This window comes from Ramlibacter algicola (assembly GCF_016641735.1).
GTDB classification, from domain to species: Bacteria; Pseudomonadota; Gammaproteobacteria; order Burkholderiales; family Burkholderiaceae_C; genus Ramlibacter; species Ramlibacter algicola.
Genome location: NZ_JAEDAO010000001.1, coordinates 1,277,714 through 1,295,604, shown reverse-complemented (window position 1 = coordinate 1,295,604; position 17,891 = coordinate 1,277,714). Strand labels below are relative to the sequence as shown.

General features: G+C 69.3%; 16 protein-coding genes. 10 read left to right on the top strand and 6 right to left on the bottom strand.

The genetic code is table 11. From position 1 onward, the window contains the following. Positions 1-21 precede the first annotated feature (21 nt). The 8 genes from I8E28_RS06315 (at position 22) to I8E28_RS06280 (ending at position 12,156) form a co-directional block, all read left to right on the top strand. Positions 22-3,468, top strand: a complete 3,447-nt coding sequence (locus I8E28_RS06315; RefSeq protein ID WP_200787147.1) for a response regulator — start codon at positions 22-24, stop codon at positions 3,466-3,468. Further along, positions 3,469-4,302, top strand: coding sequence for a CheR family methyltransferase (locus I8E28_RS06310; protein ID WP_200787146.1), 834 nt, complete (start codon positions 3,469-3,471; stop codon positions 4,300-4,302). It begins immediately after the preceding gene. Beyond that, positions 4,299-4,895 (top strand): chemotaxis protein CheB, encoded by a 597-nt coding sequence (locus I8E28_RS06305; RefSeq protein WP_200787145.1) that lies wholly within the window; start codon positions 4,299-4,301, stop codon positions 4,893-4,895. The genes I8E28_RS06310 and I8E28_RS06305 overlap by 4 nt, the downstream gene beginning before the upstream one ends. Further along, positions 4,892-6,016, top strand: coding sequence for a hybrid sensor histidine kinase/response regulator (locus tag I8E28_RS06300; protein ID WP_200787144.1), 1,125 nt, complete (start codon positions 4,892-4,894; stop codon positions 6,014-6,016). The genes I8E28_RS06305 and I8E28_RS06300 overlap by 4 nt, the downstream gene beginning before the upstream one ends. 74 nt (positions 6,017-6,090) lie before the next feature. Beyond that, positions 6,091-7,195 (top strand): peptide chain release factor 2 gene (prfB, locus tag I8E28_RS06295; protein WP_200787143.1). Its coding sequence is split into 2 segments (ribosomal slippage): positions 6,091-6,171 and positions 6,173-7,195, totalling 1,104 coding nucleotides; the frame shifts between segments, so codons are not numbered across the junction. Between the two features lie 10 nt (positions 7,196-7,205). Next, entirely contained in the window at positions 7,206-9,845 is a 2,640-nt protein-coding gene (gene pepN, locus I8E28_RS06290; protein ID WP_200787142.1) for an aminopeptidase N, read from the top strand. An 11-nt stretch (positions 9,846-9,856) separates the two neighbouring features. Next, positions 9,857-11,116 carry a 6-phosphofructokinase gene (locus tag I8E28_RS06285; RefSeq protein ID WP_200787141.1) on the top strand — a complete coding sequence of 420 codons (1,260 nt, stop codon included), beginning with the start codon at positions 9,857-9,859 and terminating at the stop codon, positions 11,114-11,116. A gap of 26 nt (positions 11,117-11,142) precedes the next feature. Then, the gene (locus tag I8E28_RS06280; protein WP_200787140.1) at positions 11,143-12,156 is read left to right on the top strand and encodes a class 1 fructose-bisphosphatase; all 1,014 of its coding nucleotides are present in this window, start codon (positions 11,143-11,145) and stop codon (positions 12,154-12,156) included. 129 nt (positions 12,157-12,285) lie between these two features. On the opposite strand, the gene I8E28_RS06275 is transcribed toward I8E28_RS06280, so the two are convergent. The 6 genes from I8E28_RS06275 to I8E28_RS06250 form a co-directional block, all read right to left on the bottom strand. Continuing rightward, entirely contained in the window at positions 12,286-12,612 is a 327-nt protein-coding gene (locus I8E28_RS06275) for a 2Fe-2S iron-sulfur cluster-binding protein (RefSeq protein WP_200787139.1), read from the bottom strand. Further along, entirely contained in the window at positions 12,609-13,307 is a 699-nt protein-coding gene (locus I8E28_RS06270) for a pseudouridine synthase (RefSeq protein ID WP_338050733.1), read from the bottom strand. Before I8E28_RS06270 ends, I8E28_RS06275 begins: the two co-directional genes overlap by 4 nt. Before the next feature lie 31 nt (positions 13,308-13,338). Beyond that, positions 13,339-13,806 carry a hypothetical protein gene (locus tag I8E28_RS06265; RefSeq protein ID WP_200787137.1) on the bottom strand — a complete coding sequence of 156 codons (468 nt, stop codon included), beginning with the start codon at positions 13,804-13,806 and terminating at the stop codon, positions 13,339-13,341. A gap of 175 nt (positions 13,807-13,981) precedes the next feature. Continuing rightward, a complete protein-coding gene (locus I8E28_RS06260) occupies positions 13,982-14,971 on the bottom strand; it encodes a DUF1839 family protein (RefSeq protein ID WP_200787136.1) in 990 nt (329 codons plus the stop codon). A gap of 17 nt (positions 14,972-14,988) precedes the next feature. Next, positions 14,989-15,906, bottom strand: coding sequence for an amino acid--[acyl-carrier-protein] ligase (locus I8E28_RS06255; protein ID WP_200787135.1), 918 nt, complete (start codon positions 15,904-15,906; stop codon positions 14,989-14,991). Continuing rightward, the gene (locus tag I8E28_RS06250; RefSeq protein WP_200787134.1) at positions 15,906-17,078 is read right to left on the bottom strand and encodes an acyl-CoA dehydrogenase family protein; all 1,173 of its coding nucleotides are present in this window, start codon (positions 17,076-17,078) and stop codon (positions 15,906-15,908) included. The genes I8E28_RS06255 and I8E28_RS06250 overlap by 1 nt, the downstream gene beginning before the upstream one ends. Before the next feature lie 82 nt (positions 17,079-17,160). On the opposite strand from I8E28_RS06250, the gene acpS reads away from it, so the two are divergent. Both acpS and I8E28_RS06240 read left to right on the top strand, forming a co-directional pair. Beyond that, positions 17,161-17,616 (top strand): holo-ACP synthase, encoded by a 456-nt coding sequence (gene acpS, locus I8E28_RS06245; protein ID WP_200787133.1) that lies wholly within the window; start codon positions 17,161-17,163, stop codon positions 17,614-17,616. A gap of 15 nt (positions 17,617-17,631) precedes the next feature. Next, a complete protein-coding gene (locus I8E28_RS06240) occupies positions 17,632-17,889 on the top strand; it encodes an acyl carrier protein (RefSeq protein ID WP_200787132.1) in 258 nt (85 codons plus the stop codon). The last annotated feature ends 2 nt before the right edge of the window (positions 17,890-17,891 follow it).

Here is a 17,891-nt window from a genome sequence, read left to right as displayed (position 1 = left end):
CGCCTGAACCCCAGCAGTCCCGTGATCCACGCCACCACCCGATTCCGCCGCATCCTGGTGCGCAACGTCGTGTTGCCGCTGGGGATCGCGGTGCTCAGCGCCGCCTCGTTCATCGGCCTGATCGCCTACATCGTGGGCGAGCAGCGCTGGGCCGAACGCAGCGACGAAGTCATCGCGCGCACCTACGCGGTCGTCAAGCTCGACCTCGACATGGAAACGAGCGTGCGCGGCTTCCTGCTGGCCGGCAACCCCGCTTTCCTCGATCCGTACGAAGTGGCCGGCGCCTCGCTCGAAGCCGAGCGCCATCGCCTGCGCGAGCTGGTGGCGGACAACCCCATGCAGGCCGAGCGCGTCGACCGCATCGGCGCGCTGCAGGCGCGCTGGGACGAGTACGCCGCGGCGCAGATCGCGGCCAAGCGCGCGCACCAGGACGAGCAGGTCGGCGTGCGCGCGAACGAAGGCAGGCGGCTCAAGGACGCGGTGCGCGCCGCGTTCGACGACCTGCTGGAGGCCGAGCGCCGCCTGAAGGACCAGCGCAGTGCCGACGTGCGGCGCACGACGCTGGTCGGCGTCGCAGGCTTCGCGACGCTGCTGCTGGTCGTCGGCGGCCTGCTCGCGTGGCGCGGCCGCTCCGACCTGCTGCAGCTTTCGGACGACTTCGGCGGCGCGCTCGCCGAGCGGCAGCGCCATGCGGACGTGTTGCAGGCGGAGGCCTGGTTGCGCGAGGCGCAGACCGGGCTGTCGTCCCGCCTGGCCGGCGAGCGTGAGCTCGCGCGGGTGGCCCACGCCGGTCTCGATGCGATCGTCGAACACGCCGGCGCCGTCGTCGGCGCGCTCTACGTGCCGCAGCCCGAAGGCGGCTTCCGCCGCCTCGCGACCTGGGGCTGGTCGCAGGGCGGCGGCGATGCCTCGGTGCCCGCCGACCGCCTGCTGGTCGCCGAGGCGGCGCAGCGCTCCGGCCCGATCCGGCTCGACGAGGTTCCGCCCGGCTACCTGCGCGTCGCGACCGGCGTGGCGGAAGGCGACACCGCGTCGGCGATCGTCGCGCCCGTGCGCCACGAAGGACGCCTCGCGGGCGTGCTGGAGTTCGGCTTCCTGCGTGGGCTGCAACCACGCGACGTGGAACTCGCGCAGGTCTGCGGCCCCATCCTCGGCGCCGCCATCGAGGCCGCGCAGCTGCGCGAGAAGCTGCAGGAGATGCTGCACGAGACGCAGCAGCTCAACGAGGAGCTGCAGGTGCAGCAGGAGGAACTGCGCACCGCGAACGAGGAGCTGGAAGAGCAGTCGCGCGCGCTGGAGGAATCGCAGGTCAACCTGGAGAACCAGCAGGCCGAACTGGAGCAGACCAACCAGCAGCTCGCCGAACAGGCCCAGGCGCTGGAGGAACAGCGCGACGCCGTGCGGGCGGCGCACCGGGAACTGGAGCGCCGCGCGGAGGACCTGCAGCGCGCGAGCCGCTACAAGTCCGAGTTCCTCGCCAATATGTCGCACGAGCTGCGCACGCCGCTCAACAGCTCGCTGATCCTGGCGCGCCTGCTGGCCGACAACGAGCGCGGCAACCTGGACGCCGAGCAGGTGAAGTTCGCCGAGTCGATCTACTCCGCCGGCAACGACCTGCTCACGCTGATCAACGACATCCTGGACATCGCCAAGGTCGAGGCCGGCAAGCTGGAGCTGCGGCCCGAGACGACCGCCGTGCCGGCCATCGTGCAGACGCTGCGCGGCATGTTCACCCCGCTGGCGGAGGACAAGGGGCTGGCCCTCGCCTTCGAGATCGACCCGGCGGCGCCCGCCACGCTGTTCACCGATCGCCAGCGCGTCGAGCAGGTGCTGCGCAACCTGCTGTCCAACGGCCTCAAGTTCACCGAACGCGGCAGCGTGTCGCTGCGCATTTCCGCGGCCGGCGCCGACCGCGTGCGCTTCGACGTGCGCGACAGCGGCATCGGCATCGACCCGGCGCAGCACGACCTGATCTTCGAAGCCTTCCAGCAAGCCGACGGCACCATCAGCCGGCGCTATGGCGGTACCGGCCTGGGCCTCTCGATTTCGCGCGACCTCGCCCGCATGCTGGGCGGCGACCTCACCGTCGCCAGCGCGCCCGGCCAGGGCAGCACCTTCAGCCTCGAACTGCCGGTGCAACTGGCGGTCGCGCCGGCCGCGCCGCCACCGCTGCCCATGGCCGCACGCGGCCCGTCGGCGCCGATCGCGTCGTCCGCGCCGCTGCCCTCGCAGCCGCCCGCCGTCCCGGCCTTTCCGGACGACCGCGACGAGCATGCCGACGGCCGCCGCACCGTGCTGCTGGTCGAGGACGACCGCGTGTTCGCGCGCATCCTGTACGACCTCGCGCACGAACTGGGCTTCCGCTGCGTGGTCGCGCACCAGGCCGAGGACGGCATCGCACTGGCTCGCGCCCAGCGGCCGGATGCGGTGCTGCTGGACATGCGGCTGCCGGACGGCACCGGCCTGATGGTGCTGCAGCGGCTGAAGGACGACCCCGCCACGCGCCACCTGCCGGTGCACATCCTGTCGGTCGAGGACCAGTCGGAGACGGCGTTGCAGCTGGGCGCGATCGGCTACGCGACCAAGCCGGCCACGCGCGAGCAATTGCGCGACGTTTTCGGCCGGCTGGAAACCAAGCTCAGCCAGAAGGTCAAGCGCGTGCTGGTGGTGGAGGACGACCCGCGCCAGCGCGAGAGCATGGCGCGCCTGATCGGCGACGAGGACGTGCAGATCACGCAGGCGGCCAGCGGCGCGGAGGCGCTGCAGGCGCTGGCCGAAGGCGTGTACGACTGCATGGTGATCGACCTCGTGCTGCCGGACATGGGCGGCCAGGAACTGCTGCGGCGCATGGCCTCGGGCGAGAGCCGTTCGTTCCCGCCGGTGGTGGTCTACACCGGCCGCAACCTGAGCCGCGAGGAAGAGGCGGAGCTGCTGCGCTACTCGCGCTCGATCATCATCAAGGGCGCGCGCTCGCCCGAGCGGCTGCTGGACGAGGTCACGCTGTTCCTGCACCGCGTCGAGGCCGACCTGTCCGCCGAACGCCAGCGCATGCTGCGCACCGCGCGCAGCCGCGAGAAGGCGTTCGAGTCGCGGCGCATCCTGGTCGTCGACGACGACGTGCGCAACATCTTCGCGTTGACGAGCGCGCTGGAACACAAGGGCGCGGAAGTGCTCGCGGCCCGCAACGGCGTCGAGGCACTGGACCAGCTGTCGAAGAACGACGACATCGACGTGGTCCTGATGGACGTCATGATGCCGGAGATGGATGGCTACACCGCGATGCGCGAGATCCGCCGCAATCCGGCCTGGCAGAAGCTGCCGGTGATCGCGATCACCGCCAAGGCGATGAAGGACGACCAGGAGCGCTGCCTGGCCGCGGGGGCCAACGACTACCTCGCCAAGCCGATCGAACTCGACCGCCTGTTCTCGCTGATCCGCGTGTGGATGCCCAAGCTGGAAAGGCTCTGAGTGGTCCGGGGCGACGTCGCGGACATCGAGATCCGCCTGCTGGTGGAAGCGCTGTACCTGCGCTACGCCCACGACTTCCGCGACTACTCGCGGGCCTCGCTGCGCCGGCGCGTGCTGCACGCCTGCGAGCGCATGGACCAGCCGACGGTCTCGGCGCTGCAGGAGAAGGTGCTGCACGACGAGTCGGCGTTCACGGAGCTCCTGCAGTACCTGACGGTGCCGGTCAGCGAGATGTTCCGCGACCCGGACTACTACCTCGCCGTGCGAGAACACGTCGTGCCGATCCTGCGTACCTACCCCTCGCTGAAGGTGTGGGTCGCCGGCTGCAGCACGGGCGAGGAGGCGTACTCGCTCGCGATCCTGCTGCACGAGGAGGGGCTGCTCGAGCGCACGCTGCTCTATGCCACCGACATCAACCCGCGCTCGCTGGAGCGCGCCCGCCAGGGCGTGTTCCCGCTCGACGCGATGAAGGGCTACACGGCCAACTACCAGCGCGCCGGCGGCCGCGAAGGCCTGGCCGCGTACTACACGGCCGGCTACGACCGCGCGATCTTCCAGCGCGAGCTGCGCCAGCGCATCACCTTCGCCGACCACAGCCTGGCCACCGACAGCGTGTTCGCCGAGACGCAATTCGTCTCCTGCCGCAACGTGCTGATCTACTTCAACCGCCCGCTGCAGGACCGCGCGCTCGGCCTGTTCCGCGAGTCGCTGGTGCACCGCGGCTTCCTGGGCCTGGGCAGCAAGGAGACGCTGGAGTTCTCGTCGCACGCCCGCGGCTTCGAAGCCGTCGCGCAGCGCGAGCGCCTCTACCGCAAGGTGGGAGGCACCACGTGAGGACCTCGCTGCCTGCGCGCCTTCGCACCGACATCGACGCCGTGCTGGTCGGGGCATCGGCCGGCGGGCTCGACGCCTTGCTGCAGTTGCTCGCCGGCATCGACCCGGCGCTGCGCGTGCCGCTGGTCGTGGTGCTGCACCTGCCGGCGGACCACGACAGCCTGCTGCCCGACATCTTCGGCAGCCGCATGGGGTTGCTGGCGCGCGAAGCGCGCGCCGGTGCGCCCCTCCACAAGGGCATGGTCCACATCGCCCCGCCCGGCTACCACCTGCTGGTGGAACCGGACGGCACCTTCGGCCTCAGCATGGACTCGCCGGTCCACTGGTCGCGGCCCTCGATCGACGTCCTGTTCGAATCGGCGGCCCATGCGCTGGGCCCGCGCCTGGCCGGCATCGTGCTGACCGGCGCCAACCACGACGGCGCCGCCGGCCTGCGTGCCATCGGCGCCGCCGGTGGCATGACCGTCGTGCAGGACCCGCACGACGCTTCCCATGCGACGATGCCGCAAGCGGCCCTGGCTGCGGCCCGGCCCGACTTCGTGCTGCCGCTCGCCGACATCCGCACGCTGCTGCACCAACTGATGCATCCATGAGCCTCCAAGACACGACCGACGCCAAGGTCCTGCTGGTCGACGACCTGCAGGAGAACCTCACCGCGCTGCAGGCGCTGGTGCGCGCGCCCGGCCGCACGGTGCTGTGCGCCACCAGCGGCGAGGAGGCACTCGCGCTGATGCTGGACCACGACTTCGCCGTCGCCATCCTCGACGTGCAGATGCCCGGCATGGACGGCTTCGAACTGGCCGAACTGATGCGCGGCACCGAGCGCACGCGCCACATCCCGATCGTCTTCGTCAGCGCCGCGGGCCGCGAACTGAACTACGCCTTCCGCGGCTACGACACCGGCGCGGTCGATTTCCTGCACAAGCCGCTCGAGCCGCAGATGGTGCGCAGCAAGGTCTCCGTGTTCGTGGACCTGTTCCGCCAGCGGCAGCGCCTGCTGCACATGCAGGCCGACCTCGAGCGGGCAGTGCGCATGCGCGACGACTTCCTGTCCATGGTGTCGCACGAACTGCGCAACCCGCTGAACACGCTGTACCTGCAAGCGCAGCTGCGCAGCCGGATGGCCGAAGCCGGCAAGCTCCCCGACGTGGCGGGCTTCGCGCAGATGGCGGGCCGCGACCAGCAGCAGATCCAGAGCATGATCCGCCTGCTCGACGACATGCTGGACGCCACCCGCGTGCGCACCGGCAAGCTCACGGTGAAGCTGGAACCGATGGACCTGGCCCACGTCGCGCGCCACACGGTCGATTCCATGCAGGAGCCGGCGCGTGCGGCCGGCACCCCGCTGGCACTGCAGGCGCCCGACACCCTGCCCCTCTTCGGCGACGCCCAGCGCCTGCAGCAGGTGCTGACCAACCTGCTCACGAACGCCGTCCGTTACGGCGAGGCCAAGCCCGTGCAGGTGCGGCTGTGGACCGAGGGCGAGCACGCGGTGCTGGCCGTGCGCGACCAGGGCCCGGGCATCTCGCCGCCCGAGCAGGAGCGCATCTTCGAACAGTTCGAGCGCGGCGACGCCGCCGGCCAGGTCGCCGGCCTCGGCCTCGGCCTGTTCATCAGCCGCCAGATCGTCCAGGCCCACGGCGGCCGGATCGAACTGCGCAGCACGCCGGGACAAGGCGCCGAATTCCGAGTGCGCCTCCCGCTGCCGCGGTAAAACCAAGACTCCGCCTCTAGCAGCGCGGGACGCGCGCCATGCGAAAATCACCGGTTTCCCGAAAGAAAGAAACCATGGACGCAGAACGCATCAACGCCATCGGCACCCAGCTGACCGACCTGCAGCGGCGGGCCGTGGATCTCCGGAGGTATCTTTGACTTCGATGCCAAGTCGGAGCGTCTGAGGACCGTCACCGCCGCGCTCGAAGACCCGGCGGTCTGGAACGACCCGAAGAAGGCCCAGGAACTGGGCCGGGAAAAGAAGCAGCTGGACGACATCGTCCTCGTGCTGCGCGACCTCGACCGCGAGCTGTCGGACAACCTCGAGCTCTACGAGATGAGCAAGGAGGACGGCGACGAAGCCGGCCTGCAGACCATCGAGGCCGAGGGCGCCAAGCTCACGAAGATCGTCGAGGGCCTCGAGTTCCGCCGAATGTTCAACCAGCCGGCGGACCCCAACAACTGCTTCCTGGACCTGCAGGCCGGGGCCGGCGGCACGGAAGCGTGCGACTGGGCCAGCATGCTGATGCGCCAGTACCTGAAGTACGCCGAGCGCAAGGGCTTCAAGGCCACCGTCGAGGACGAGACGCCCGGCGACACCGCGGGCATCAAGGGCGCCACGATCAAGATCGAGGGCGAGTACGCCTTCGGCCTGCTGCGCACCGAGACCGGCGTGCACCGCCTGGTGCGCAAGTCGCCGTTCGACTCGTCCGGCGGGCGCCACACCAGCTTCGCCAGCGTGTTCGTCTACCCGGAGATCGACGACTCGATCGAGATCGACATCAACCCGGCCGACGTGCGCACCGACACCTACCGCGCATCCGGCGCCGGCGGCCAGCACATCAACAAGACAGATTCGGCGGTGCGCCTGACGCACATCCCGACCGGCATCGTGGTGCAGTGCCAGGACAGCCGCAGCCAGCACTCGAACCGGGACGTCGCGTGGCGCCGCCTGCGCTCGCGCCTGTACGACTTCGAAATGCGCAAGCGCATGGAAGAGCAGCAGAAGCTGGAAGCGACCAAGACCGACGTCGGCTGGGGCCACCAGATCCGCAGCTACGTGCTGGACCAGAGCCGCATCAAGGACCTGCGTACCAACGTCGAGATCTCCAACACCCAGAAGGTGCTGGACGGCGACCTCGACGCTTTCATCGAAGCCTCGCTGAAGCAAGGCGTCTGAGGAGACCACCATGTTGAGAGAAGGCCAGAACGCCGTCATCTACCGCGCGGATTACCAGCCGCCGGCCTACTGGATCGACACCGTCGATCTCTGCTTCGACCTGGACCCGGCCAAGACCCGCGTCCTGAACAAGATGAAGGTGCGCCGCAACCCGCAGGTCGCGCCGCAACCGCTCAAGCTGGATGGCGACGAGCTGAACCTCGCGCGCGTGCTGGTCAATGGCCAGGGCACCTCCTTCAAGATGGAAGGCGACCGCCTGGTGCTGGAGAACCTGCCGGAGGGCGACGCACCCTTCGACCTGGAGATCTTCACCACCTGCGCGCCGGCGAAGAACAGCAAGCTGATGGGCCTGTACACCAGCAACGACTCGTTCTTCACCCAGTGCGAGGCCGAGGGCTTCCGCCGCATCACCTATTTCCTGGACCGTCCGGACGTGATGGCCAGCTACACGGTGACGCTGCGCGCCGACAAGCAGAAGTACCCGGTGCTGCTGTCCAACGGCAACCTGGTGGACCAGGGCGACCTGGACGACGGCCGCCACTTCGCCAAGTGGGTCGACCCGCACCGCAAGCCCAGCTACCTGTTCGCGCTGGTCGCGGGCCAGCTGGTGTGCCGCGAGCAGAAGATCACCTCGCGCTCGGGCAACGACCACCTGCTGCAGGTGTACGTGCGCGCCGGCGACCTGGACAAGACCGAGCACGCGATGAACTCGCTGATCGCATCCGTCGCCTGGGACGAGGCGCGCTTCGGCCTGCCGCTGGACCTGGAGCGCTTCATGATCGTCGCCACCAGCGACTTCAACATGGGCGCGATGGAGAACAAGGGCCTGAACATCTTCAACACGAAGTACGTTCTCGCCTCGCAGGCCACGGCCACCGACACCGACTTCATGAACATCGAGTCCGTCGTCGGCCACGAGTACTTCCACAACTGGTCGGGCAACCGCGTCACCTGCCGCGACTGGTTCCAGCTGTCGCTGAAGGAAGGCCTCACCGTCTTCCGCGACCAGGAGTTCAGCCAGGACCTGGCCGGCGAGGCCAGCGCGCGCGCCGTCAAGCGCATCGAGGACGTGCGCGTGCTGCGCACCGCGCAGTTCCCCGAGGACGCGGGCCCGATGGCGCACCCGGTGCGCCCCGAGCAGTACCTGGAGATCAACAACTTCTACACGGTCACCGTCTACGAGAAGGGTGCCGAGGTCGTGCGCATGCAGCAGACCCTGGTCGGCCGCGAAGGCTTCGAGAAGGGCCTGGCGCAGTACTTCCAGCGCCACGACGGCCAGGCCGTGACCTGCGACGACTTCGCGCAGGCGATCGCCGACGCCAACCCGGGCAGCCATCTGGCCAACAACCTCGAGCAGTTCAAGCGCTGGTACAGCCAGGCCGGCACGCCGCGCGTGAAGGCCACGACTCGCTTCGAGAACGGCACGTACGAGATCACGCTGTCGCAGTCCTGCCCGCCCACGCCGGGCCAGGCGGCGAAGGAACCGTTCGTGATCCCGGTCGCCTGGGGCCTGGTCGGCGCCGACGGCCGCGAGGTCGCCGGCGGCATGCAGGTGATGACCCAGGCCACCGAGACCATCCGCGTCGACGGCCTGGCGTCGGAACCGGTGCCATCGCTGCTGCGCGGCTTCTCCGCGCCGGTGGTGCTGGAGTGGGATGCGACCGATGCGCAACTGCTGGCGCTGCTGGAGCACGACACCGACCCGTTCAACCGGTGGGAAGCGGCCCAGCGCCTGGGCGTGCGCCGCATGCTGGACGCCATCCGCGGCAGCGGCGCGATCACGCTCGACGACGCGTACCTGCAGGCGATGCGCAGCATCCTGCGCCACCCGAAGCTGGACGCGGCGTTCAAGGAGCTGGTGCTCACGCTGCCTGCCGAGACTTATGTCTCCGAGCAGCTGGACGAAGTCGACCCGCAGCGCGTGCACGCCGTGCGCGAGTCGCTGCGCGAGCAGCTCGCCAGCGCGCTGGCCGGGGACTGGGCCTGGGCCTACGAAGAGCACAAGGAGAACGGCGCCTACCGTCCGGACCACGTGTCCGCCGGCCGCCGCGCGCTCGCCGGCCTGGCGCTCACGCACTTGTGCATCGCGGCGCGTTCGAGCGGCGACACGGTGTGGCCGGGCAAGGCCTACCAGCGCTTCAAGGACGCGTCGAACATGACGGACCGCTTCAACGCGCTGTCCGCGCTGGTGGTCAGCGGCCACGAGCTGTCGCGCCCGGCGCTGGACAGGTTCCACGGCATGTTCCGCGGCGAGGCCCTGGTGCTGGACAAGTGGTTCGCGCTGCAGGCCGGCGCGCCCGACCGCGGCGGCAACGTGCTGCCGGTCGTGCGTTCGCTGATGCAGCACCCCGACTTCAACCTGCGCAACCCGAACCGCGCCCGCAGCCTGATCTTCAGCTACTGCAGCGCGAACCCGGGTGCGTTCCACCGCGCGGATGCCGCCGGCTACGTGTTCTGGGGCGACCGCGTCCTGGAGCTCGACGGCGTCAACCCACAGGTCGCGGCCCGCCTCGCGCGCGCGATGGACCGCTGGCGCAAGCTGGCCGAGCCGATGCGCAGCGCCGCGCGCGAAGCCATCGCGCGCGTCGCGGCCAAGCCGGACCTGTCCAACGACGTGCGGGAAGTCGTGACGCGCGCCCTGGCCGACTGAGGGGCGGGGCAATGGCGGCGAAACGCAACGCTTTCTACGCCCAGTCCGGCGGCGTCACCGCCGTCATCAACGCCAGCGCGTGCGGCGTGATCGAGACCGCACGCGCGAACAAGGACCGTATCGGCAAGGTCTACGCGGGCCGCAACGGCATCCTCGGCGCCCTCGCCGAGGACCTGATCGACACCGGCAAGGAGAGCGCGTCCGCCATCGCCATGCTGCGATCGACGCCCTCCGGCGCGTTCGGGTCCTGCCGCTACAAGCTCAAGTCGCTGGAAGCGAACCGGCGCGAGTACGAGCGGCTGATCGAGGTGTTCCGAGCGCACGACATCGGCTACTTCTTCTACAACGGCGGCGGCGATTCGGCCGACACCTGCTTCAAGGTGAGCCAGCTGTCGGCCACCATGGGCTATCCGCTGCAGGCCATCCACGTGCCCAAGACGGTGGACAACGACCTGCCGATCACCGACTGCTGCCCGGGCTTCGGCTCCGTCGCCAAATACGTCGCCGTGTCCGCGCTGGAAGCGTCGTTCGACGTGCGCTCGATGGCCAAGACCTCCACCAAGGTGTTCGTCATGGAGGTGATGGGCCGCCACGCCGGCTGGATCGCGGCGGCCGGCGGCCTCGTCGAGGACGAAGGCATCCCGGTCGTCATCCTCTTCCCCGAAGTCGAGTTCGACCAGAAGAAGTTCACCGCGCGCGTCGAAGCGCTGGTGAAGAAACATGGCTTCTGCACCGTCGTCGTCTCCGAGGGCTGCCACAACGCCGACGGCACCTTCCTGGCGGAGCAAGGCACGAAGGACGCCTTCGGCCATGCTCAGCTGGGCGGCGCCGCGCCCGTCGTCGCGGGCATGGTGAAGGACGCGCTCGGCTACAAGTTCCACTGGGCCGTCGCCGACTACCTGCAGCGCGCCGCGCGCCACATCGCGTCGGCCACCGACGTCAAGCAGGCCTACGAAGTCGGCGCCGCCGCGGTGAAGTTGGCGCTGAAGGGCCACAACTCGGTGATGCCGACCATCGAGCGCACCAGCGACTCGCCCTACCGCTACCGCATCGGCATGGCCCCGCTCGACCAGGTCGCCAACGTCGAGAAGCCGATGCCGCGCAAGTTCATCACCGCCGACGGCTTCGGCATCACCGAAGCCTGCAAACGCTACCTGCGCCCGCTGATCCAGGGCGAGGACGCGCCGAAGTACAGGAACGGCCTGCCCGTCTATGCCACGCTGAAGAACGTGCCCGTGCCGCGCAAGCTGCCGGCGTTCGACATGCGCTGACCCCTTCCCGTTTCCACGAGCATTCGATGCCCACCAAGATCTCCCTCACCCGCTACCTCGTCGAGCAGCAACGCGTCGACGGCCGCATCCCCGGCGACCTGCGCCTGCTGCTCGAAGTGGTGGCCCGTGCCTGCAAGGGCATCAGCCACGCCGTCACCAAGGGCGCGCTGGCCGGCGTGCTCGGCACCGCCGGCAGCGAGAACGTGCAGGGCGAGGTCCAGAAGAAGCTGGACATCATCGCCAACGAGGTGCTGATCGAGGCCAACGAATGGGGCGGCCACCTGGCCGCGATGGCGAGCGAGGAGATGGACAGCATCTACCTGGTGCCCAACCGCTATCCGCAGGGCGAGTACCTGCTGCTGTTCGATCCGCTGGACGGCTCGTCCAACATCGACGTCAACGTGAGCATCGGCACCATCTTCTCGGTGCTGAAGAAGCCCGAAGGTTCGCCCGGCGTGAGCGAACAGGACTTCCTGCAGGCCGGCGCGAAGCAGGTGGCCGCGGGCTACTGCATCTACGGCCCGCAGACCACGCTGGCGCTCACCGTGGGCGACGGCGTCGCGGTGTTCACGCTCGATGCCGACCAGGGCTCGTTCGTGCTCACGCAGGAGCAGGTGCGCATTCCCGAGGACACGAAGGAATTCGCGATCAACATGTCCAACATGCGGCACTGGGACGCGCCGGTGAAACGCTACGTGGACGAGTGCCTGGCCGGCAGGGACGGCCCGCGCGGCAAGGACTTCAACATGCGCTGGGTCGCCTCGATGGTGGCCGACGTGCACCGCATCCTCACGCGCGGCGGCATCTTCCTGTACCCCTGGGACAAGCGCGAGCCGGACAAGCCCGGCAAGCTGCGCCTGATGTACGAAGCCAACCCCATGTCCTGGCTGGTCGAGCAGGCCGGCGGCGCCGCCACCAACGGCCGCGAGCGCATCCTCGACCTGAAGCCGGGGAAGCTGCACGAGCGCGTGGCGGTGGTGCTGGGCTCGAGGAACGAGGTGGAGCGCGTCACGCGGTACCACCTCGAGGCGCGGAAGTAATCCGTCCCCTCGCGAGGGAGGGCCCCCGCTTCGTCGTCCCCGCGGAGGCGGGGACCGATCGCTTCCATCGGTCGACGAAGAAAGGCGGAAGCGGTGGATTCCCGCCTTCACGGGAATGACGGAGGTCGCTCAGTACTGCGTGTCCGGCACCTGCACCGTGAGCTCGGGCAGGTCGTCGCCCGCCACCAACTGGCAGCTCAGGCGGCTGCCGGGACGACGCTCCGCGGCGGCGTAATCGAGCATGCCGAGTTCATCCTCGGTCGGCGGCGGCAGCGACGCCACCTGGTCGTCGCGAACGTAGACATGGCAGGTCGCGCAAGTCAGTGCGCCGCCGCATTCCGCCTCGATGCCTTCGATGCCCGCGCGCAGCGCCGCGCGCATCACCGATTCGCCGTTCCTGGCTTGCACGGTGGCCAGCGTCGCGCCCGAAGGGGAGAGGAAGGTGATGCTCGTCATGGGCTGCCATCGTAGGGGATGCCGAGCGACCGCCACTCCGGACCGGGCCCCGCCTCCACGCGCAACGTCCCCGGCAGCTCGATGCTGCAGGCATGCAGCCACAGCCGCTGCGTGCCCAGCCACGCCCCGACGGCGCGGTTGTGCGCGCCCTTGCCGTGTGTGGTGTCGCCCACCAGCGGATGCGCGATGTGCTTGAAGTGGCGCCGGATCTGGTGGCGGCGGCCGGTCAGCGGCTCGGCCTCGACCAGCGCATAGCGGCTGGTCGGGTGCCGGCCATCGACGCTGAAGTCCCACTCGTGGCATGCGAGACGGAGGTAGCGAGTGACCGCCGCCAACCGGACCTGGCCGGTCGACGGCAACTCGGGATCGCGCGCGAGCGGCTGGTCGATGACACCCTGCTCCGCCGGCCAGCCGCGCACCAGCGCGACGTAGCGCTTGCGCACTTCACCTCCTTCGAACGCTGCGCCCCATTGCCGCGCTGCCTCGACGTGTCGCGCGAACAGCAGCACGCCGCTGGTGCCCTTGTCGAGCCGGTGCAGGGGGTACAGCTTCTGGGCCAGTTGGCCTTCCAGCAGTCCGAGCGCCGTGCGGTCCTCGTGCGCGTCGAGTGCGCTCGGGTGCACGAGCAAACCGGGCGGCTTGTCGATGGCCGCCAGGTCGGCGTCGAGATGCAGCAGGCGCAGGTTCGCGGTCACGCCGCGATCTTGCACCAGCGCCAAACGCAGCTCAGCGCCGCGGCAGCGTCGGCCAGGCCGCGACCTCGACGTGGTGCCAGTCGCGCTCGGGCAGCCGGCGCAGGAAGGCGTCGAGCGCGACCAGCGCGCCATGCCGGCGCGCCCACTCGACCTGCTCGCGCAGCCGCAGGCGCTTGAGGAACTCGGATGTGCGCGCCCATTCGAGCACGTCGACGGGCGGGGGCGGTGGATCGCCATCCTGCGCGGCACGCAGCCCGCGGAGCATCCGGTGGATGCGTCCCCACACCTCCGGGACGGGGCAGACGCGGTCGTTGAGCCGGGCCGTCTGCATCACGTCGTCGACCTGCAGCGTGACGCGATGCAGCTTCGACGAGCGCCGCGGCACCTCGCGGCGGCGGGCGCGCGCCCGGGCCTCGACAGCTTCCGAGCAGGCGTCGAACTCGCGCCACGCGAGTTCGCTCGCATCCTCGCGGACCTCGGGCAATGGGCCGCGGTCCATCCACGCCCATGGAAAGGCGTGCTCCCGGCTCCATGCGAACTGCTGCACGGCGATCCATCCCTTGTGCGCCGGACGTCGGCGCGTTGGAACGGATGCTCGGCCTTGGCGTGGCTCGTGTGTGTTGCGCGGGTGTCGTGCACCGCGTGCAAATGCATCGCCGGTAACCGGCTATGGCTCAGGCGTCGCCGAGCAGCGGCTGCAGCACCGCAATGCCGCGCTCCCAGTCGCTCGCCATGCCCTGCAACAGCTCGTCCGCGCCGAGCGCGCGGCGCGCGTTGACCGCGCGCGCGCCCTTCAGGATCAGCGTCTTGTTGGCCGTGCCGATCGCCTCGAAGTGCGGCGCGGCCTCGCCGAGTTCCGGATAGCCCTGCGTCGCCATCCAGCGCAAGTGCGCGCCGAGCAGCTCGAACGCCGCGCCGGCCTGGCGCACGCTCGCGAACGCCCACTGGTGGTAGTGCGCGAGGCCCGCTTCGTGCATGGCCGGCATGTCGCTCTCGATCCGGGCGGCGAAGCGCGAGAACGGGTTGCTGCGCGGCCGCCACGCGAAGTGCTGGCGGAGGAGGTCGAACGCGAGGTCCGACAGGTCGGATGCGTTGCGGCGCACGAGCCGGTCGATGCGAACCACCTCGGCGAACAGCGGCAGGAACGCCGGATCCGGCGGCGCGTCCAGGCGGAACAGCTGCCGGAAGTCCTCGCCCTGCAACTCGAAATAGCCGGCGTTGTGGAAGTACCCGAGCCGCTCGTTCGCGAGGTCCAGGTCCGCCATCAGGATGGTGGTCTTGGTGTGCGAGCGGCGGTAGTCGGTGCCCGCGGTGTCGGGCAGCCAGAACGCATCGGACTCGGTGCTGATCAACTTGCCGGCCGCGAGGTGCTCCTTGGCGTGCTCGATCAGCGGACGCCACACGGTGAGCTCCTGCACGTCCACGCCGTACAGGCTGCGCAACTCCTCGGGCGGTGGCTTGAAGAAGGTCCACTGGTCGCCTTCGAAGTCCACCGCGACGGTGAACGGCAACAGCGCCAGCGGCTCGAGGCCCAGCGTGTGCAGGAACCCGATCCACAGGTCGGCGTAGCAGTTCTTCTCCGGCCACGCGGCAGCTTCGCCGTGCAGCGGGTGCCGGCGGTAGCTCTCGGGCGTCAGCCCGGGCAGGACGGCGATCGATGGCATGGACATGGTCCCGGGCGTCACCTCGGCCACAGTTGGTCGCGCACCTTTGCCGGCCAGTCGGCCACGTCGTAGCCGTGCGCCTTGATCAGCGCCAGCGTCACGCGCTCGAGGCCGAAGCCCAGGCAGGCGGTATGCGCCACGGCGTCTTCCGACGTGCGGATGCCGAACTTGGAGCTGAAGTGGTCCTGGTGCCAGTTGAACGAGCAGATCGCCGTCGGCTTCTCGCGCGAGATCACCGGGCACAGGATCTCGAACTTGAGGCGCTGGTCGACCTGGTTGGCGGCCATCATCTTGCCGGCGCGGCCGAAGAAGGGATCGGACGCGACGTCGCTCTGCACCGGCAGGCCCAGGCCTTCCAGCAGCGTGAGGCCGCGCTGCAGCCAGGCGTCGCGCCACGCGACCACGTCCTCGGGCTTGCCCACGCGGATGTACTCGCGCATGCGGAAGTGCTGCAGCCGCGTCGGCTCGTCCGACGGCTCATGCCGGAACACCCAGCCGAGCACCGTGACCAGGCGGCCGCCCTGCGGCAGCAGGCCGCTGAAGGTCGGGTAGACCGGGTAGCACGCGGCCGGGGTCAGCATCACGTCGGTGGGCGACAGCATGTCTTCCCAGCGCTCGCCCGCATGCACCTTGGCCGACAGCTCGCGCGCCTGCTTGTCAGTGCCCATGAAGCTGTGCACCGAGCCGGCCAGCTGCGGGAAGTTGTCCATGTAGCCGACCTTCTCGATCATGGCGCGGGCCAGGACCGGCGGGAACGTCAGCTCCTGCGCGCCGTCGTCGGCCGCGATGCGCTTCACCAGCGCGTCGAAGCGCTGCAGGATGTCCTCGAACACCGGGCCGCGCCCGTACGCGCCCTTGATGCCGGTCGGCACGATCAGGCCGTGCTCGACCAGTTGCTCGGCGAAACCCTCGATGTCGTAGGTCCGCGTGTCCATCAAACCAGCTCCTTGGTCACGAGGAGCATCGACGCGTTCTTGGCGCCGATGCGTTCGTTGGAAATCATGAGCGAGCCCGACAGGGCATCGCGGTAGTGGCGGCCGAGGCTGAACGGGCTGTCGTTCTTGTAGCCGAGGATGCCGACGATCTGCAGCGCGCGGTGCACGATCTGCGGCGCGGCTTCCGAGCTCGCGATCTTCAGGTTGTTCAGCCGCAGCGCCCAGCCCATGCCGGCCAGCGGCTCGCGCTCGTCGCCCAGCGCATCGAAGTCGCGCGCGGCCGACACCCAGTTCTGCTTCATCACCTGCAACTGCACGAGCACTTCGGCAAGGCGGTTCGCCGTCGGCGGCGTGGTGCCCGGGTTCTGGCGCGCCTGGCCCCGCACGAAGTTGGCGGCCTTGTTGACCGCACCCGCCGCGATGCCCCACCACAGCGAGGCCCACAGGATGTGCGAGTACGGCACCATGGTCTGCGCCGAGATGTCCGCGTACGGCACCGGCAGCACCTGCTCTTCGGCACCGTGCGATTCGAGCTTGAAGCCGGGGCTGCACGTGCCGCGCATGCCCAGCGTGTCCCAGGACGTGGTCTGCGACAGCGTGCAGTCCTCGCGCTTGACGAGCACCAGCACCTGGTCGCTGCGCGCGGCGTCCTCGTCCTTGCGGCAGGTCACCAGGATGGCGTCCGAGTGCGCGCAGTACGAACCCGTCGTCGCGTCCTTGTCGAGCTGGAAGCCGCCGTTGCTGCGGCGGACCGCGCAGATGCTCGAGCGTGTGTCGCCGAAAGTACCGTTCTCCGACGTCATCGACGCCAGCAGGTATTGGCGCTTGACGAGATCGCGCAGGTAGCCGCGGAAGTAGTCGCTCTCCATGCCGTGGCGCGCGATGCACGCCAGCTGGATGTAGTGCATCGCCAGCACCATGGCGCTGGAACCGCACGACTGGCCCAGGGTCGAGCACAGTTGCGCGAGCTCCTCCATCGTGCAGCCGGCACCGCCGAGCTCGCGCGGCACAGCGGCCGACAACACGTGGTACTCGCGCAGCGCCGCCAGTGTCTCGATCGGGAAGCGTGCCTTCGCGTCGACGTCGGCGGCCTGCGGTGCGGCCACGTCCGTGGCGACCTTGCGCACCGCGTCGATGAGTTCGGCGAAACGTGGCGCCGAATCGCAGTCCATCTGGTTGTTCCTCCCATGCGGCGAATGATGCGAGGGACAATAGCACTGCCGTTTCGCGCCGTGGGGCGGCCAAGGGCCCGAATTGCACAGCCAGCAACTCATCCAATCACTGTCGAGCCAAATGCCTGCACGGCCGTCGGGCGTTGTCCGACTCGGCATCGACCTCGTGCACATCCCGCGCATCGAGCAGTCGCTCGCCGAGTTCGGGAATGCATTTGCCCGAAAGTTGTTCGCGGATGGCGAGATCGCGTACTGCGAAGGGTCGCCGCACGATCGGGCGCAGCGCTATGCGGCGCGCTTCGCGGCCAAGGAAGCCGCGATCAAGGCGCTTGCGTTGTCCGAGGCCGGAATCTCCTGGCGCGACATCGAAGTGGTGCGCGCGGACGACGGCGCGTGCTCGCTGGAACTGCATGGACGCGTGCTTTCGATTGCGCGCGAACAGCGCATCGCGCGCTGCATAGTCTGTTTGAGCCATGACGGCGAGTACGCCGCGGCGGTGGTTGCGGCACTGTCCGACACGGCAGAGCCACCCCCCTGACCAGAATGCGGCGGCATGACAACCCTGACTGATGCCGAAACCGCAATCCGCCGCGTCCTGCGTGACCATGGCCGCCTGGGTGTCGATCCGGACAAGCTCGCGGTCGACACGGACCTGTACCAGTCCGGCATGACGTCGCACGCGAGCGTCAACGTGATGCTCGCGCTCGAAGGCGAGTTCGACGTGGAGTTTCCCGACCACATGCTCAAGCGCAACGTGTTCCGCAGCATCGGCTCGATCGAGCGCGCGCTGCGCGAGCTGATCGCCGCCTGAGC

What these genes read in the sequence shown, in the direction of transcription:
- pepN (WP_200787142.1), top strand. Translation starts at nt 7,206, where the DNA reads ATGTTGAGAGAAGGCCAGAACGCCGTCATCTACCGCGCGGATTACCAG.
- I8E28_RS06285 (WP_200787141.1), top strand. Translation starts at nt 9,857, where the DNA reads ATGGCGGCGAAACGCAACGCTTTCTACGCCCAGTCCGGCGGCGTCACC.
- I8E28_RS06300 (WP_200787144.1), top strand. Translation starts at nt 4,892, where the DNA reads ATGAGCCTCCAAGACACGACCGACGCCAAGGTCCTGCTGGTCGACGAC.
- I8E28_RS06260 (WP_200787136.1), bottom strand. Translation starts at nt 14,971, where the DNA reads ATGCCATCGATCGCCGTCCTGCCCGGGCTGACGCCCGAGAGCTACCGC.
- I8E28_RS06255 (WP_200787135.1), bottom strand. Translation starts at nt 15,906, where the DNA reads ATGGACACGCGGACCTACGACATCGAGGGTTTCGCCGAGCAACTGGTC.
- I8E28_RS06265 (WP_200787137.1), bottom strand. Translation starts at nt 13,806, where the DNA reads ATGGACCGCGGCCCATTGCCCGAGGTCCGCGAGGATGCGAGCGAACTC.
- I8E28_RS06275 (WP_200787139.1), bottom strand. Translation starts at nt 12,612, where the DNA reads ATGACGAGCATCACCTTCCTCTCCCCTTCGGGCGCGACGCTGGCCACC.
- I8E28_RS06250 (WP_200787134.1), bottom strand. Translation starts at nt 17,078, where the DNA reads ATGGACTGCGATTCGGCGCCACGTTTCGCCGAACTCATCGACGCGGTG.
- I8E28_RS06240 (WP_200787132.1), top strand. Translation starts at nt 17,632, where the DNA reads ATGACAACCCTGACTGATGCCGAAACCGCAATCCGCCGCGTCCTGCGT.
- I8E28_RS06280 (WP_200787140.1), top strand. Translation starts at nt 11,143, where the DNA reads ATGCCCACCAAGATCTCCCTCACCCGCTACCTCGTCGAGCAGCAACGC.